The following is a 15,337-nucleotide window of genomic DNA, read 5'->3' as shown; positions in this document are numbered from 1 at the left end:
TCGCTTATTTCTCAGGCCAGATGAGAGGGAATCTCGCGGCTGCACGACCTGCTGCCGCTTTCCGCGTCCCCTCGGAGTCGATCGATTTCCATGATCAATCAGAGCCGTACGGGGCACACCCGTACGCCATCTCAGTTACTTTCCGTGACTCGTATACGCATTGGGCAGCACACACGTCTATGCATGAAGAGGCGAGCGGCGAGAGCTTCCCGCGTCGCCCGTCGCAGTCCCAACTCCCCCTCGTCCATGGCCCGTCAGGGCCCGCTGAAGCCTGCCTCGAAACCGTCGCGGGCTCCACGGACGCGCAAACCAGCAGACGCACACCCCATCAGGAAGGAAGACTTGCCATGCGCACGTACGGACTCCGCCGCCTCACGGTCGTCGCCGCCGTGGCGGCACTGGCCCTGCCGCTCGGCCTCAACTCCGCGGGAGCGGCCGACCATCAGCGGCCGAACACCCCCCGCGCCGCCACCGCGGGACCGATCCCGGGCGCCTACATCTCGCCCTGGGGCAGCGCCGAGATCGCCATCAGCCCGGAGACCCTGAAGTGGATGGAGGACGAGGGCGTCACCGTGACGGCGATCGCCCCGTTCGAGATGAACCCCGACGGCACGGGCTTCAGGATGCCGATCGGCTCGACGGCCGGTGACCACCTCGACAGCAAGGGCCGTATCTACTACCCCGGCGGCCTCCAGCTGCACCATGAGGCATCGGACAAGACCATCAAGCTCTCGCCGACCTGGATCCGCGTGATGCCGAGGCCCGGTTACTCGGCGGGTGTCGAGGTGAACGGCAAGAAGATCGAGGACGAGGTGCAGATCGGCGACACTCACTACGAGGAGGTCATGGCCTCCGCCCGCCCCAGCCCCACCGGCTTCCGCCTGGAGCAGGTCCCCTTCTACTTCACGAAGGAGGCCTCGGCCCTCATCGAGAAGCACAGTGACGCCGAAGGGCCCCGCGTCGGCAGCCTGCTCGGCACGCTCACCCCGGAGTTCGACTACGTGTCCACCGGCTCCGACACCGGCCCCGTCCCCACGCCCCCCTCTTTCCCGGGCTTTCCCGGCTGACCCCGCCGTAACGCGGTAGCCCGCCGCTCCGGCCCTCAGAGCCGGACCGGCTTCCCCACCCCATCGAAGAGGAGTCTCCGTCCCATGCGCACCTTCCGGCTCATCGCCACCGCCGTCGCCGCGTCCGCCTGCACGGCCCTGCTGTTCACCGCGCCATCGGCGGCCGCGGCGCACGCCCCGGACACCACCGCCGGGCGCCACGGCTGCGTACCGCAGGGCGGTACCGGCCTCTATCTCTCCAAGGAGGGCGAGGCGAAGCTGTCGTTCGCCCCCGAGTTCCTGGCCGCTCTGGAGCGCGCCGGCACCGAGACGGAGAGCGTCGCGCCGAACACCGTCGTGGACGGTGGGAAGGCGGTCCGCATCCCGATCGGGGAGTCGTACGACAACATCGAGCTGCCCAGCGGCCGGGTCTGCTATCCGGGCGGCATGACGTTCAAGAACCCCGACAGCGACGCCACGTACACCGTCGACGACTTCTGGATCAAGTTCGCCGCGGTCGGCGACAGCAAGGTCTTCACCACTCCGCGGATCAACGGCGAGCCGCGCGCCGCCGGTGAGCTCAATCTGGCGAACTTCACCGTGGCCCAGGCGTTCACGACCGGTCAGTTCGTGCCGCACAACGGGGGCATCGGGCCGAAGCGCGTGACGTTCACCGTCGACCCCGCCTTCGCCGAAGACCTGAACGCGGCACTCGGCACCGACGTCGAGCCCGGCAGCCCCTGGGCCACGCTCGACATCGCCTGGAAGGGCGTCCCGAGCCGGGCGCTGCCGACCACGGACAATCCGGAACTGGCCGGCCTGAGGCGCATCGCCGACGCGATCCGCACCGGCTCCACCGCCCCCAGCCTGCCGCAGCTGCCTCCGTCCCCGCTGGGCTAGCCCCGGAGCCGAGTCGGTGAGGGCGGGCACGGTCACTCCCCCGGACCACCCCGACCTCACCGATTCGCGCCCTTTGCACCGTTATGTTCGCCAGATGATCACACTGGCCCAGAGACTCACCACCGGCTGCGCCCTGGCCGCCCTCTCCCTCGCCGCCCTCAGCGGCTGCGGGGGCACCGGCGCCCCTGCCCCGCGCGAGCCGCAGCGGCCCGCCCGGCCGCCCGCCGGTCCCCCCACCCTCGCCCCCGGACCCGCGGGCCTCACACCCGTCTTCAAGAACGCGCCCCGCACCAAGGCCGCCCGCACGGTGGCCCTCACCTTCGACGCCGACATGACCGCCGATCAGGGGCCCCGCGCCGCGGCGGGCGAGCGGTTCGACAATCCGGCGCTGGTGGCGACGTTGCGGCGGCTGAAGGTACCGGCGACGTTCTTCATGACGGGGCGGTGGGCCGAGGAGTATCCGGCCCAGGCCAAGGACATCGGCCGGGACCCGCTCTTCGAGGTCGCCAACCACTCGTACAGCCACTACGCCTTCACCAAGAACTGCTACGGACTGCCGACCGTCCCCGCCTCCGGGATGCGCGCCGACATGGAGCGCGCCTTCGCGGCCTTCCGCAGGGCGGGCGTCGAGCGCGCGGTGCCGTACTTCCGTTTCCCCGGCGGCTGTTACGACCGGCAGGCGCTGCGCGCGCTCGCGCCGGGCGGCGTCACGGCCGTGCAGTGGGACGTGGTGAGCGGCGACGCGTTCGCCACGGACGCCGACGCGGTGGCCGCGCAGGTGCTCGAAGGGGTGCGCCCCGGTTCGGTCGTCGTCATGCACTGCACCCGCAGCGCGGCTCCCGCGACGGAGCGCGCGCTGCGGAAGATCGTGCCGGAGCTGCGGGAGCGGGGCTTCCGATTCGTCCGGGTGTCGGAGCAGATCGGCGCCGCCCGCGGCGGCAAGGCGGCGGGGGCGGCCGGGGCGCGCGGCTAGGGCCTGTCCGGCGGATCTGGCCGACCTCTGTGGGCGGTGCTTTGTCTCTGCCGGTGAGCGGTGGCCTGGCGCGTGCAGCCGCAAGGCGGAGGATCGAGGCGTCGCGGAGCGATGGCGATGGACGACAGCGATGGCGATGGCGATTGACGACAACACCGCAGATGCGCGTGCCGGGCCGCCGCGTCCCAGGCAAGATCCGCCGGACAGGCCCTAGGGCCTAGGGCCTAGGCTGGACCGTATGGACGACGAAGCGAAGGGCCCGTTCGCCGAGTGCGTGCTCTGCCAGGAGCCCACCGAGTATCCGGAGTCCCACAAGGGCATCACGCTCTGCCCCGTCTGCGAGTGGCACGAGGCGCAGCGCATGGCCTGCTCAGGCTGAGCTGATCCGACGGGCCCCGCCGCTCACCCCAGTCGCTCATCCGCGGGCCGCTCACCCTCGCCGCGAGGCGAGACCGCAGGCCGTCCCCACCGCCACGACCGCGAGTGCGCCGGCCGCCGCGACCGGCAGCAGCGGCACCGGCACCACGCCGTCCCGCGAACCCCCGACCAGTTCCGTCAGGACCGCCTTCGCGGGCGAGCCCGTGGTGACGAGGGCGAGCAGCGAGGCGAGGAGCAGTACGGGGATCGCGCGGCCCGGCGACCGGAGCAGCGGCCAGTTGGTGACGGCCCCGATGGCGGTGCCCAGGAGCGCGCACACCAGCATGGCGAGCAGTCCCGTGCCGCTCGCCGCGATCCTGTTCACCGCCGTGCGCTGATCGGTGCTCGCCGCATCGCTGATCACCGCCACGACGAGGGTGGCCACGGCGCCGAGCAGGGCCGCGGCCAGGAAGGCGGACAGCAGCGGGGCCAGCTGCGCGCGCCGGGGTCCGGCCGCCGCCGCGGTGCAACTGCGGGCCGCGGGCGGCTCGTTGGTGACGCAGATCCGGACCAGCCAGGCGGCCACGGGCAGCAGCGCGGCGGCCGCGTACGCGAGGGAGTCCAGGATCGGCTGCCCGCCCTGGACGCCCACGGCGAGGAACACGGCGTACAGGATGACCGGGGCGAGCCAGCGCTGGGAGCGCAGCAGCAGGGCGGACTGGTAGTGGAGCAGGGCGTTCAACGGTCGCGCACCTCGTTCGCGCTCAGGACGTCTTGGGTACGGCTGTCCGACGGGGCCGGCGCCGCCACGGACACCACATGCCACGGCGGGCGCGCCCCGAGCAGCGCGCGCAGCGCCACGTCCGACTGCGTCGCGGGCACCGTCAGGCGCAGCGCGCCCTGCGGGGAGTGTGCCGTGACGGTGCCCGGTGTCGCGGGCGGCGGTGCGCCCGGCGGGCCCTGCGCCTCGATGACGACCGAAGGGCCTGACGGCGTCGCGGACTCCGAAGCGGACTGCGGGGCGCGGCGGTTGACCTCCGTGCCGACCACCGCGTACGTCACGTCCACCGTGCCGGAGAGCCGCCGCGGGTCGTGGTCGACGAAGACGACGGCGCCGCCCCGCGCGACGCGCTCGGCGACCGCCCGGTCGAGTTCGTCGCGGGCCGCCGCGTCCAGGCCCGTCCACGCCTCGTCCAGGACGAGCAGCTCCGGCTCGGCGAGCAGCGCCTGCGCCACCGCCACCTTCTGGCTGCTGCCCTTGGACAGCTCCGACAGGGGCGTGCGCCCGTAGCTCCCGGCTCCGAACCGCTCCAGCCACTCGTCCGCCGCACGCGCGGCCGTGCCCTTCGGCAGACCGTGGACCCGGCCCAGGTGCGTGAGATAGCCGACGGCCGTGAACGGCAGGGCCGCCGGGAAGCGTTCGGGTACGTACGCCGTGCGGGGGCGGCCGACGACGCGGCCCTCGGAGGGGGCGTCGATCCCGGCGAGGATTCTCAGCAGGGTCGACTTTCCGGAGCCGTTGGCGCCCTCGATCCGTGTCAACGAGCCCGCGCGGACGGCGCATTCGACGCCCCGCAGCACCCATGGTCCGCCGACGGCGTAGCGCCGTCCCACCCCGTCCAGACGCAGCGCGGCAGCCGCCCGCTCGTCGAGATCAACACCGTCCATCGGGTCATCCTCGCGCACGCGTCCGGCGGCGGGACAGCCGCTCCCGGCCGGGGAGACCCGGCGCACGCCGTCGCCGGGCCCGATCTTCGGCCTGGCAGACTGGGCGCGTGAGCAGCGAACGTACCGCCGAGAGCCCCGCCCCCGCCGAGCCGAGGAACCGCGACGAGGCGCCGCAGTTCGTGCTGCCGCTGGTGGTGCGGATCGAGCGGGCCGAGCCCCCGCAGCGCACTGACGCGCTGGAGACGGCGGCCCGCGCCGTCCTGGTGATGCTCGCCGACGAGCGGTCCACCGGCGACGGCGAGTGGGCGCAGGCCATGCGGGACTGGCAGGACGCCCGGATCCGCAAGGTGGTCCGGCGGGCCCGCGGCGCCGAGTGGCGCAAGGCCGGGGCACTGCCCGGCATCACGGTCGCCGGGAAGTCCGCCGAGGTCCGCGTCTTCCCGCCGGTGCCGCTGGACGGCTGGCCCAAGGAACTGGCAAAGCTCCAGGTCTCCGGCACGGAGCTCGACGACCCGGAGCCGCCCCCGCCCGCGGACCCGACCGCGCCCGTCCTGTGGATGAGCCCCGAGGTCGACATGTCGGCGGGCAAGTCCATGGCCCAGGCGGGGCACGGGGCCCAACTGGCCTGGTGGGAGCTGTCGGACGAGGACCGCGCGGCCTGGCGCGACGCGGGTTTCCCGCTCTCGGTGCGCACGGCGGACGCCGCCCGGTGGCGGGAGCTGGAGACGAGCGGGCTGCCGGTGGTGCGGGACGCGGGGTTCACCGAGATCGCCCCCGGCAACACCGTCGTATCCGAAGGCGGCAGTCACTTCGGCCCGCTGCCGCGCGGGCGGCGGCCCTGACCGGGCGCATGCTGACACACTTGCCCTGACGCGCTTGGCACCGGCCCGCGAACTGCCGAGGATCCTCGGGTACGGAGTCGGTTGCCGCGCTCAAAATCCCCCGTCTTGGCGTCGGCGCCCGGCTCCGTACCCCCATGTCTCTGACTGATGAGGAGCCGACGTGGCCACTGTCGAACTGGTGCGCGTACGCATTGCCCCCGAGCACACCGCAGCCATGCTGGAGGCCCGCCCGGCCATGGTGGAGGACTTCCGCCGTGACCGTGCGGGCTTTCTGGGGGCACACCTGATCGAGCTGCCCGACCATGTGTGGCTGGACGTCCTGTGGTGGCGTTCGTCGGAGGACTTCGCGGCGTCCCGCGCCAAGGGAGCCGACCTGCCCGGCATCAAGGCCTTCTTCGCCACGATCGACGAGGTGCTCAGCTCCGAGGAGGGGTCCGCCTCCTCGCTTCCCGAGTTCTAGGTTCCGGAGTTCTGGGTTCCGGAGAGAGACGAGAGCGCCGGGGGCCGTTTGGCCCCCGGCGCTCTCGCATGACGTCAGGCCGAAAGGGCCGCGTAGTCGGTGTAGCCGCCGGCGTCGCCGCCGTAGAAGGTGGCCGGGTCGGCCTCGTTGTAGGGGCCGCCTGCCGCGATGCGGGCCGGCAGGTCCGGGTTGGCGAGGAAGAGCTGGCCGAAGGTGATGACGTCGGCGGTGCCGTCCTCGATCAGGGCGAGCTCGTCGGGGCCGGTCGGGCGCTCCCCGGTCTGCGGGTTGAGGATGAACGTGCCCGGGAACTGCCCCCGCAGGGCGAGCGTCAGCTCACGGTCGTCGGCCTCCATCACGTGCAGGTACGCCAGGTTCAGCGGGGCGAGCCGCTGGACCAGCGCCTCGTAGGTGGGGCGGGGGTCCGGCTCGTGGGTGTCGTTGTTCTGGTTGCCGGGGGACAGCCGCAGGCCGACCCGGTCGGAGCCGATCGCCGCGGCGACCGCGGAGACGACCTCGACGGCGAAGCGGATGCGGCCCTCGACCGAGCCGCCCCAGGCGTCGGTGCGCTGGTTGCTGTCGGGGGCGAGGAACTGGTGGATCAAGTAGCCGTTGGCGCCGTGCAGTTCGACCCCGTCGAAGCCGGCGTCGACGGCGTTGCGGGCGGCCGCCACATGGTCGGCGATCGTCTCCCCGATCTCCGCCTCGGTCAGCTCGCGCGGGGTGACGAAGTCCTGCGGGCCCTCCGGTGTGAACACCTGCCCCTGCGCGGCGACGGCCGAGGGCCCCACGGGGACGAGGCCGTCGGGCAGCAGCGAGGGGTGGCCGATCCGGCCGGTGTGCATGATCTGCGCGACGATCCGGCCGCCCTTGGCGTGCACGGCGTCGGTGACCTTGCGCCAGGCCGCCACCTGCTCGGCGCTGTGCAGACCGGGGGTGAACGGGTAGCCCTGGCCGACGACGGACGGCTGGATGCCCTCGGTGACGATCAGTCCGGCGGAGGCGCGCTGCGCGTAGTACTCCGCGGTGAGCTCCGAGACCAGGCCGTCCTGGGCGCGGCTGCGGGTCATCGGCGCCATGGCGATCCGGTTGGCGAGCGGGATGCTCCCGGCGGTGAGCGAGTCGAATGCGGTGGGCATGGGTGTCCCCTCAGGAATGAATGAAACGCGGTTTGGTGGAATCAGGGCAGCCGGACCGACTGGCCGTGACGGAAGAAGTCCGTCGGGTCCCAGTGCTCCTTCGCCCGCTGGAGCCGGCGGTAGTTCTCGCCCCAGTACAGGTCGTGCCAGGGCACGCCTGAGGTGTTGTGGCGCGGGTCGCCGAGGTCGATGTCGCAGTAGTTCACATAGCAGCCGGACGTCTGCTCGTCGGGCGCCGGGACTCCGCCCTTGTCCTCGTACGTGTCCCGGTAGAGGGCCCGCAGCCAGTCGAGGTTGGCCTTGTCGTCCTCGGGCTCGGTCCAGTTGGTCTGGTACAGCACCTTGAAGACGGAGTCGCGGTGCACCAGCGCGGTCCCCGACGCCGGCACCGCGCCGACCTGGCCCCCGTAGGAGCTCAGGACGACCTGTGCCATCGGATTGTCCAGCGCCTCGGAGCGCAAGTGCCGGTAGATGGCGGCGATCTGACGCTCGGTCAGGGTGCGGCGGTGGTACGCGGACTTCTGGTCGCCGCGCAGGCTCGGGTTCACCATCACCTGGTTGCTCGTGCTCAGGTACTGCGTGGCCTTGAGCCAGCTCCAGCGCCGCGGCTCGAAGAAGTGGGCGAGCGGACCGTGCTCGCTGGTGGTGCCCGCGGGCGGCGTGGGCGAGAGCGACATGCCCTTGCCGAGGAAGTCGAGGAAGTCCCGCAGCACGTCCCGCGCGTCGGGAGTGTCCGCCGCCACCTGCGTGAGCAGCAGGACCTCCTTGCCCGAGACATGGTTCAGGTTGAGCAGGGAGCAGAGCCCCGCGGTGTCCGTGTCCACGGCGGAGTACTTCTCGTGCCAGGCACCGAAGTTGCGTACCAGCGTGCCGAAGTCGGCCCGCGTCAGCTTCTCCCACGGCCAGGAGACGAGGCTGAGCAGCACCTCCGCCGGCGGCTCGGGCAGCAGCCCCGAGGGGCCCTTGCCGCGGGCCGCCGGGGAGCGGAACCAGTAGCGGGTGACGATGCCGAAGCTGCCGCCGCCCCCGCCGGTGTGCGCCCACCACAGGTCGCGGAGCCGGGCGTCCTTGTCGTCACGGGTGGCGACCACCGCGCGGGCGGTGCCCGTGTCGTCCACGGTCACGACCTCGACGGCGTACAGATGGTCGACGATCAGACCGTCGCGGCGGCACAGCAGGCCCCAGCCGCCGCCGGCGACATGGCCTCCCGCGCCCACCGAGTGGCACAGGCCGCCCGGCACGGTCACGCCCCAGCCGCGGAAGAGCCGGTCGTACACCTCGCCGAGCGTGGCGCCCGACTCGACCGCGAAGGCCTGCCGCTCCTCGTCGAAGTAGACGCGGTTCATCTCCGACATGTCGACGATCACGTCGACGTCCGAGTGGTAGACGAAGTCCTCGTAGCAGTGGCCGCCGCTGCGGACCGACACCCGCTGATCCGCCGCTGCCGCCCCCGCGACGACGTCGACGACCTGTTCCGTGGTGGCGACCACGTGCACCCGGTCCGGCGTCGCGGACCAGCGCTTGTTCAGGCTGACCGTGAGATCCGGGTAGCGCACGTCCCCGGCGCGGATCGTGGCGGCGGCGAAGGGCGTCGGGCCCGGTGCCGTACCGCCGGACTGCGCCGAGGCGGGCTGGGCGAGGCCGAGTGCGGTGGCACCGGCCGCGCCGCCCGCGGTCGCGAGGAGCGAGCGGCGTGTGAACTGGTTCCCATTGCGTGGCATGGCGCTCCCGGGTCGAGGGGCGGACGGAACGGTTCGAGGGGCGGACGGAACGGGTCGGGGGGCGGACGCAACGACTAAATGACCTGGTGGACGGGGCGGGCAAGCGGCTCCGCGGGACTGTGTCAGGTACTCGTCCGGCGGGACGCCCGGGAGCGGGACCAGCGCCGGGTGACCGGTTTCTCGACCAGCGCGTACAAGGCCCACGCCGCCAGCAGCGCGACCGCGATCTCGGCGAGGAGGACGGCCACGCCGACCGGGGTGGAGTACAGGTCGTCGCCAAGTACCTTGCGCGTATAGGCGAGTACGACGTAGTGGAGCAGGTAGAACGCGAACGACACCTCGCCGAGCCAGACCATGGCGCGACCGCGGAAGAGCGTGAAGCGTCCCTCGTCGTCGGCGATCGCGCCGGCCGCGATGAGCAGGGCCGCCGGTACGAGGCACACCGCGCGCTGCGCGTACAGGTGCGGCACGTTCGAGGCGATGACATAGGCGACGAGCAGCAGTACGCCGGACCAGACCATGCCGATGTTGCGCCAGCGGCCCAGCATCACCGCGCGGGCCACCAGGATGCCGAGGGCGAAGTCGAGGACGCGGGGCAGCGGCATGACGTACGCGAACCAGTACTGCGTGGCCGACGCGCTGGGCTCGTTGGCCATCACCTCCGTGCCCGCGGGCACCAGGGCGTAGGTGAGCAGGGGGGTCGCGAAGACGGCGGCGACGGTGCCCGCGATCCAGTACTTGAGGCGGTCGGCCCGGATCCGCTGGGCGCCGCGCAGCAGGAACGGGAACGACAGATAGAAGACGGCCTCGACGGCGAGGGACCAACCGGGCGGGTTGACGGCCAGGTTGGTGGCGATGTCGGGGACCCAGACCTGCACCATCAGGAGGCTGAGGATCTCCCGCCAGGCCTCGGTCTGGGCCGCCGCGTACAGCACCATCGCGAGGGCCCACGCGATGACGTAGTTCGGGACGATCTTGACGAAGCGGCGGCGCCAGAAGGAGGGCGCGCTGTCGCCGGTCCGTGCCGACCAGGTCAGCACGAATCCGCTGAGGACGAAGAAGAACGTGACGCCGAGCGCGCCCGCCTGGCCGAACAGTTGCGTGAAGCGATTCTCGGCCGTGTCGTCGGCGAAGAGGCGGACCTCCGGGAACGGCAGCGCGGCGTGGTAGAGGAGCACCAGCAGGGCGGCGGGAAAGCGCAGGCCGGTGAGGGTGTCGAGCCGGGCCGCCTTCTTCCTTTGCGCACTTTCCGTATGCGTCTCGTTACTTGTCTCGTTACTTGTCTCGCTACTTGCCTCGTTGCGGATCTCGCTGCGGGTCTCGTTGCTTATCTCGTCACTTATCTCGTCCGTTGACACGGGAATGCAGACTCCTTTGACGAAGGAACCGGGAGCAGGAAAACAAAGAGTTCTGAGAGAGCGGGAGGCCCGGGTCAGAGCGAACTCCGGGCGGCGGTACCGGCATTGGGCGTCCGGTCGCGTTCTCGTCGAAGTATGCCCCATCGCAGAGCGGCCGGGGCGGCGCACCTGCGGGACCCCGTCCCGACTTGACGGACTATCCATTACTTGATGGATTGCCCGCCCCGCCTTGTTCCGCGGCGGCCGAATACCCAAGATTCCCCGTGTCGTTGCAGCCCTCCAGACCGAACCGGGGAATTACATGATTACGCTTTCCTGGACCCGCACCGTCGACGATGCGATCGACTTGGACCGACCTCCCACGACGCGCGGCCAGTTGTGGCGAGTTCTGCTCGACAAGGCCGAGAACCCGGTCGGTTATGTGCCGGCCATCACCGAATGCCGCATCGTCGAGCGGTACGCGGACGGATTCCTGCGCGCGGCGAAGCGCGGTTCGCGCACGCTGCTGCAGCGCGTCACCCCGGACGAGACCAACGGCCGGATCACTTTCCGCCACATGGACACCACCGATCTCGCGGTCATGCGCAACGAGATCGGCGAGGACGAGCAGGGGCGTCTCACGCTCACCCTGAGCCTGACGCTCGACGAGGCCCCGTCGGCGGCCCTCCTCCAGGAGAACGGCTACCTGAAGGGGCTCGACACCGACTTCGGCTACACGCTCGACGCCATGACCGCCGTCCTGCGCCAGAACGCGCTGCACAACACCGGTGCCGGCATAGGCGTCTGAGGCCTCGTCACTTCATTCGAGGGCCTCGTCACTTCAGAGGACGGACCAGAGGACGGATCACATGAGCGAGTATTCGCGACGCACGTTCCTGTCGCACGGCGCGGTGGCCGGCACCGCCGCCACGCTGGGCTTCGCCGCCAGTCCGGGCGCGGACGCGACGCTCCCGGCGGCCCCGTACGCGCCGGTGGCCGACACGGCGGGCACCGCCGGCACGTACGGTCCCTTCACCGTCAAGCCGTCGGACGGGCGCTACGCGGACCTCGCCTGGGGCCACAACCGCCGCTGGGTCGGCACGCCCGACTCGGTGCGCCTGGTGGGCGACGCCGACCAGGTCGTCGCCGTGGTGCAGGAGGCGGTCTCGGCCGGCAAGGGGCTCGCGGTGCGCAGCGGCGGGCACTGCTACGAGAACTTCGTCACGCACGACGGCGTCCGCGTCGTCATCGACATGTCGGCCATGAACCAGGTCAGTTACGACCCCGGCCGCCGCGCCTTCGCCGTCGGCCCCGGCGCCCTCCTCGGCGAGGTCTACACGGCGCTGTACAAGGGCTGGGGCGTGACCGTGCCCGGCGGCACCTGCCCCACCGTCGGCGCGGGCGGCCATGTCGTCGGCGGCGGCTACGGCGCGCTGGCCCGCCGCGACGGCCTGGTCGTCGACCATCTGTACGCCGTCGAGGTCGTCGTCGTCGACAAGTCGGGCACCGCGAAGAAGGTCGTCGCCACCCGCGAGGAGGACGACCCCAACCGCGACCTGTGGTGGGCCCACACCGGCGCCGGCGGCGGCAACTTCGGTGTGGTGACGCGCTATTGGTTCCGCTCCCCCGGTGCCACCGGCTCCGACCCGGCGAGCCTGCTGCCCAGGCCGCCGTCCCGGCTGCTCGTCTCCACGGTCAGCTGGAAGTGGTCCGAGATGACCGAGGAGTCCTTCAGCCGGATCCTCGGCAACTACGGCAAGTGGTGCGAGACCCACAGCGGACCCGACTCGGCGTACGCGAGCCTGTTCAGCCAGCTGAAGCCGACCCACAAGTCGGCGGGCGGCTTCTCGATGACGACGCAGCTCGACGCGGCGGCGCCCGACGCGGCGAAGCTGATGGACGACTTCCTCGCCGCCGTCAACGAGGGCAGCGGCGTCGACTACAGCGTGGACGACCGGCGCACCATCTCCTGGCTGCACGCCACCACGTTCTGGCCGGGGTTCACCGCGCCCGACACCACGATGCGGTTCAAGGCCAAGTCGGCGTACATGCGCAAGAGCTTCCCGGACGCCCAGCTCAAGGCGTTCTACCGCCACTTGACGCGGACGGACTTCACCGGTCCCGCGTCGCTCGTGATGATCTCCGCGTACGGCGGCCGGGTCAACACGGTCGCGCCGGACGCCACCGCCGTGCCGCAGCGCGACTCGGTGATGAAGCTGCACTACATCAGCTTCTGGGCCGACGAGTCCGCCGACGAGGCGCACCTGGCGTGGATCCGCGCGTTCTACGAGGACGTGTACACCGCCACCGGCGGGGTGCCGCGCACCGACGACTCCGTCACCGACGGCTGCTTCGTCAACTACGCGGACGCTGACCTCAGTTCGCGGGAGATCAACCGCTCCGGCGTCCCGTGGAGCCAGCTGTACTTCAAGTCCAACTACAAGCGGCTGCAGAGCGTGAAGGCGCGGTGGGACCCCACGGACGTCTTCCACCACGCGCAGTCGGTCCAGCTGCCGTCCTGAGGCGCTCGGCCATCCCCTGAAGAGAGTTGATGTCCCATGCCCCTGGGCACCGCAAGGACCGGCCGGGCGTCCCGCCCCGGCACCGGCTTCGCGCTCCTCGGAGCCGTGCAGGTCGTCCTGATCCTCGCCATCACCATGCTGTCGCCCGCACTGCCCGCCATCCAGGACGACCTCGGCCTCGACGGCGCTCAGCTGACCCTGGCGAGCGCCGCGTACGGACTCGCGTTCAGCGGTCTGCTGATGTTCGGCGGGCGCCTCACCGACGTGGTGGGCCGCCGCCGGCTGCTGGTCGTCGGGGTGACGGTCTTCGGGCTCGCGTCCGCCCTGTCCGGGCTCGCCCCCGGCTTCGGCACACTGCTCGCGGGACGGTTCGCCCAGGGCGTCGGGGCGGCGCTCGCCGCGCCCGCCGCGATGTCCCTGGTCGGCTCGCTCTACCCGGAGGAGGGCGCGCGCTCCCGCGCCATCGCGATCTGGGGCGGCCTCGCCGGGTTCGGCGCGACCTCCGGCATGCTGCTCTCCGGCGCCGTCTCCACCTGGGTGTCGTGGCGGTGGGTCTTCCTCGTGCCCGCGGTGGTCTCGGCGATCGCGGCCGTCGCCGCCGGGAAGCTGCTGCCCGCGGGGCCGCCACCGGTGCGGTCCGGGCTCGACCTGCCGGGCGCGGCGCTGGTCACCGCGGGCCTGACGGTGCTCAGCTACGGTCTGGTCGAGGCCGGCGAACGCCCCTGGAGCGCCGCCGTCGTCTGGGCGCCGCTGCTGGCCGGTGCCGTACTCCTGCTGGCCTTCGCCCTGGTCGAGCGGCGCGCCCGCGATCCGCTCGTGCCGCTGTCCTTCCTCGCCTCGGGCCGCAGGGCCACCGCCCTGTGGAGCATCGCGCTCGGCTCGGCCGGCATGTCGACGATCTTCTTCCTGCTCTCGCTCTACTTCCAGCAGGTCCGCGGCGTCTCACCGCTCCTGACCGCCGCCGCGTTCCTGCCGTTCAGCGCCGTCCAGATCACGCTGGGCCTGCTCATCGGCCGGATCGTGGGCCGCTTCGGGCACCGCGCGGTGCTGTCCGCCGGGCTGCTGGTCGCGGGGGCGGGGCTCCTCCTGATCGGCCGCCTCGACACCCACAGCGGGTACGTCGGCACGATGCTGGCCGGCCTCGTCGTCTTCCCGCTGGGCATCGCCTGTGTCTTCTCCGGCTCGACGGTGGCCGCGGTGGAGGGTGTCGGCGACCGCAGGGCGGGCCTGGCCGGCGGTGTGGTCAACACCGCCATGGAGGTCGGCCCGACGGTCGGCCTCGCGGTCCTCGTCTCCCTGGCGACCGCGCACACCACGGCCCTGCGGGACGGGGGCAGCGGCGCGGACGCGGCCACGGCGGGCGGCTACGGCTTCGCGTTCACCGTCGCGGCGGCGGTGTTCGCACTGAGCGGCGTGCTCGCGGCGGTGGTCCTGCGGGGCCGGCCGCAGCGTGCGACGCCGGACGACGAGACCCCGACCGGGACCCCCGCCGAGGACGCCCCGGCACCCGCACACGCTTCCACCGCTCCCTGACACCACAGCCATCTGGCTCGTCCCCCGACTCCCCACCCCCCAAAGGAGATTCACCATGAGCAACACCACCGACGTCACCGGCCAGTTCGCGGGCAAGGTCGCCCTCGTCACCGGCGGCGGCAGCAACATCGGCCGTACCACCGCACTCAGCCTGGCCCACGAGGGTGCCACCGTGGTCGTGGCAGGCACCACCGGGGCGGACCTCGCCGAGACCGTCAAGCTCATCGAGGCCGAGGGCGGCAAGGGCTCCGCGATCGTCACCGACGTGACCCGCCCCGCCGACGTGGCCCGCATGGTCGAGACGACGGTGGCCCGGCACGGCGGACTGCACATCGCGTTCAACAACGCGGGCATCGTGGGCAAGCCCGCCCCCAGCTCCGAGATCGACGAGGAGATCTGGGCCAGTGTCTTCGCCGTGAACACCACCGGCATCTGGCTGTCGATGAAGCACGAGGTCGAGCACATGCGCCGCAACGGCGGCGGCGTCATCGTCAACTCCGCCTCCAACATCGGCTTCCACGGCCGCCGCCCCAACATGAGCGCGTACGCCGCCTCCAAGGCCGCCGTCTCCGTCCTGACCCGCAACGCGGCCCGGGAGTACATCGCCGAGGGCGTCCGCATCAACGCCATCAGCCCCGGCTCCACCGACACCCCGATGTCGTACCGTCCGGGCGAGTCCACCGCGGACCGTGACGCGCGCGTCGCCGCCGTGGTCCCGGTCGGCCGGGTGGCCCGGCAGCAGGAGATCGCCGACGCGGTGCTCTGGCTCGCCTCCGAGAAGGCCAGCTTCGTCGTCGGACACGACATGGTCGTCGACGGCGGCGCCACCGCCTGACGCC

At 71.9% G+C, this 15,337-nt stretch carries 15 protein-coding genes; 10 read left to right on the top strand and 5 right to left on the bottom strand.

What is annotated here, in order from left to right; translation table 11 throughout:
• Positions 1-347: 347 nt before the first annotated feature.
• From ACIBKX_RS37790 to ACIBKX_RS37775, 4 genes are all read left to right on the top strand, one after another.
• Complete coding sequence (locus tag ACIBKX_RS37790; RefSeq protein ID WP_363272257.1) at positions 348-1,067, top strand: hypothetical protein; 720 nt, start codon at positions 348-350, stop codon at positions 1,065-1,067.
• An 84-nt stretch (positions 1,068-1,151) separates the two neighbouring features.
• Positions 1,152-1,946: a hypothetical protein gene (locus ACIBKX_RS37785; protein WP_363272258.1), complete on the top strand. Its 795-nt coding sequence runs from the start codon at positions 1,152-1,154 to the stop codon at positions 1,944-1,946.
• 94 nt (positions 1,947-2,040) lie between these two features.
• On the top strand, positions 2,041-2,919 hold the full coding sequence (locus tag ACIBKX_RS37780; protein WP_363272259.1) for a polysaccharide deacetylase family protein: 879 nt from the start codon (positions 2,041-2,043) through the stop codon (positions 2,917-2,919).
• A gap of 238 nt (positions 2,920-3,157) precedes the next feature.
• The gene (locus ACIBKX_RS37775) at positions 3,158-3,298 is read left to right on the top strand and encodes a hypothetical protein (RefSeq protein ID WP_363272260.1); all 141 of its coding nucleotides are present in this window, start codon (positions 3,158-3,160) and stop codon (positions 3,296-3,298) included.
• A 51-nt stretch (positions 3,299-3,349) separates the two neighbouring features.
• On the opposite strand, the gene ACIBKX_RS37770 is transcribed toward ACIBKX_RS37775, so the two are convergent.
• Together ACIBKX_RS37770 and ACIBKX_RS37765 are read right to left on the bottom strand one after the other, a co-directional pair.
• A complete protein-coding gene (locus ACIBKX_RS37770) occupies positions 3,350-4,018 on the bottom strand; it encodes an ABC transporter (RefSeq protein ID WP_363272261.1) in 669 nt (222 codons plus the stop codon).
• Entirely contained in the window at positions 4,015-4,944 is a 930-nt protein-coding gene (locus tag ACIBKX_RS37765) for an ATP-binding cassette domain-containing protein (protein ID WP_363272262.1), read from the bottom strand. The genes ACIBKX_RS37770 and ACIBKX_RS37765 overlap by 4 nt, the downstream gene beginning before the upstream one ends.
• Before the next feature lie 107 nt (positions 4,945-5,051).
• Here ACIBKX_RS37765 and ACIBKX_RS37760 point away from each other — a divergent pair, with 107 nt between their 5' ends.
• Positions 5,052-5,786 carry a peptidyl-tRNA hydrolase gene (locus ACIBKX_RS37760; RefSeq protein WP_363272263.1) on the top strand — a complete coding sequence of 245 codons (735 nt, stop codon included), beginning with the start codon at positions 5,052-5,054 and terminating at the stop codon, positions 5,784-5,786.
• Between the two features lie 160 nt (positions 5,787-5,946).
• Entirely contained in the window at positions 5,947-6,246 is a 300-nt protein-coding gene (locus ACIBKX_RS37755; RefSeq protein WP_363272264.1) for an antibiotic biosynthesis monooxygenase, read from the top strand.
• Between the two features lie 74 nt (positions 6,247-6,320).
• On the opposite strand, the gene ACIBKX_RS37750 is transcribed toward ACIBKX_RS37755, so the two are convergent.
• From ACIBKX_RS37750 to ACIBKX_RS37740, 3 genes are all read right to left on the bottom strand, one after another.
• On the bottom strand, positions 6,321-7,385 hold the full coding sequence (locus ACIBKX_RS37750) for an alkene reductase (protein WP_363272265.1): 1,065 nt from the start codon (positions 7,383-7,385) through the stop codon (positions 6,321-6,323).
• Positions 7,386-7,426: 41 nt separating this feature from the next.
• Positions 7,427-9,106, bottom strand: a complete 1,680-nt coding sequence (locus ACIBKX_RS37745; RefSeq protein WP_363272266.1) for an FAD-binding protein — start codon at positions 9,104-9,106, stop codon at positions 7,427-7,429.
• A gap of 122 nt (positions 9,107-9,228) precedes the next feature.
• On the bottom strand, positions 9,229-10,464 hold the full coding sequence (locus ACIBKX_RS37740) for an acyltransferase (RefSeq protein WP_363272267.1): 1,236 nt from the start codon (positions 10,462-10,464) through the stop codon (positions 9,229-9,231).
• A 301-nt stretch (positions 10,465-10,765) separates the two neighbouring features.
• On the opposite strand from ACIBKX_RS37740, the gene ACIBKX_RS37735 reads away from it, so the two are divergent.
• From ACIBKX_RS37735 to ACIBKX_RS37720, 4 genes are all read left to right on the top strand, one after another.
• Positions 10,766-11,251: an AtaL-like protein gene (locus tag ACIBKX_RS37735; protein ID WP_363272268.1), complete on the top strand. Its 486-nt coding sequence runs from the start codon at positions 10,766-10,768 to the stop codon at positions 11,249-11,251.
• Positions 11,252-11,312: 61 nt separating this feature from the next.
• Positions 11,313-12,965, top strand: a complete 1,653-nt coding sequence (locus ACIBKX_RS37730; RefSeq protein ID WP_363272269.1) for an FAD-binding protein — start codon at positions 11,313-11,315, stop codon at positions 12,963-12,965.
• Between the two features lie 36 nt (positions 12,966-13,001).
• A complete protein-coding gene (locus tag ACIBKX_RS37725; protein ID WP_363272270.1) occupies positions 13,002-14,498 on the top strand; it encodes an MFS transporter in 1,497 nt (498 codons plus the stop codon).
• 55 nt (positions 14,499-14,553) lie between these two features.
• Positions 14,554-15,333, top strand: a complete 780-nt coding sequence (locus ACIBKX_RS37720) for a glucose 1-dehydrogenase (protein WP_363272271.1) — start codon at positions 14,554-14,556, stop codon at positions 15,331-15,333.
• The last annotated feature ends 4 nt before the right edge of the window (positions 15,334-15,337 follow it).

The organism is Streptomyces sp. NPDC050658 (genome assembly GCF_044457025.1).
Taxonomy (GTDB): domain Bacteria; phylum Actinomycetota; class Actinomycetes; order Streptomycetales; family Streptomycetaceae; genus Streptomyces.
The sequence above is the reverse complement of the archived record's forward strand: the minus strand, read 5'-3'. Positions and strand labels throughout refer to the sequence as shown.